This is a genomic window from Amycolatopsis sp. WAC 04169 (genome assembly GCF_003947535.1).
Taxonomy (GTDB): Bacteria; Actinomycetota; Actinomycetes; order Mycobacteriales; family Pseudonocardiaceae; genus Amycolatopsis; species Amycolatopsis keratiniphila.
On the sequence record NZ_QHJI01000050.1, the window covers coordinates 1 to 726 of the forward strand.

Here is a 726-nt window from a genome sequence, read left to right on the forward strand (position 1 = left end):
TCGGCGTCCTGCTCGATCGAACCGGACTCACGCAGGTCGGAGACCATGGGCTTCTTGTCCGTGCGCTGCTCGGGACCACGGTTCAGCTGGGAGAGCGCGATGACCGGGATCTCCAGCTCCTTCGCCAGGAGCTTGAGGTTGCGGGACATGTCCGAGACCTCCTGCTGCCGGCTCTCGGCGCGCTTCGAACCGCCGGACTGCATCAGCTGGAGATAGTCGATGACGACCAGCTTGAGGTCGTTGCGCTGTTTGAGGCGACGGCACTTGGCGCGGATCTCCATCATCGACAGGTTCGGGGAGTCGTCGATGTAGAGCGGGGCGGCCGACACGTCGGGCATCCGGCGCGCCAGTCGCGTCCAGTCGTCGTCCGTCATCGTGCCCGACCGCATGTGGTGCAGCGCGACTCGTGCCTCGGCGGACAGCAGACGCATCGCGATCTCGTTGCGCCCCATTTCGAGCGAGAAGATGACGCTCGGCAGGTTGTTCTTGATCGATGCGGCGCGCGCGAAGTCCAGCGCGAGGGTCGACTTGCCCATCGCGGGGCGTGCGGCGATGACGATCATCTGGCCCGGATGCAGGCCGTTGGTCAGCGAGTCGAAGTCGGTGAACCCGGTGGGCACCCCGGTCATCTCGCCGCTGCGCGACCCGATCGCCTCGATCTCGTCGAGCGCGCCTTCCATGATGTCGCCGAGCGGCAGGTAGTCCTCGCTCGTGCGCTGCTCGGTG

General features: G+C 66.4%; 1 protein-coding gene. It reads right to left on the bottom strand.

What is annotated here, in order from left to right; translation table 11 throughout:
* On the bottom strand, positions 1-726 hold a 726-nt coding region (locus DMC61_RS40915), incomplete at both ends, for a replicative DNA helicase (protein WP_148106765.1).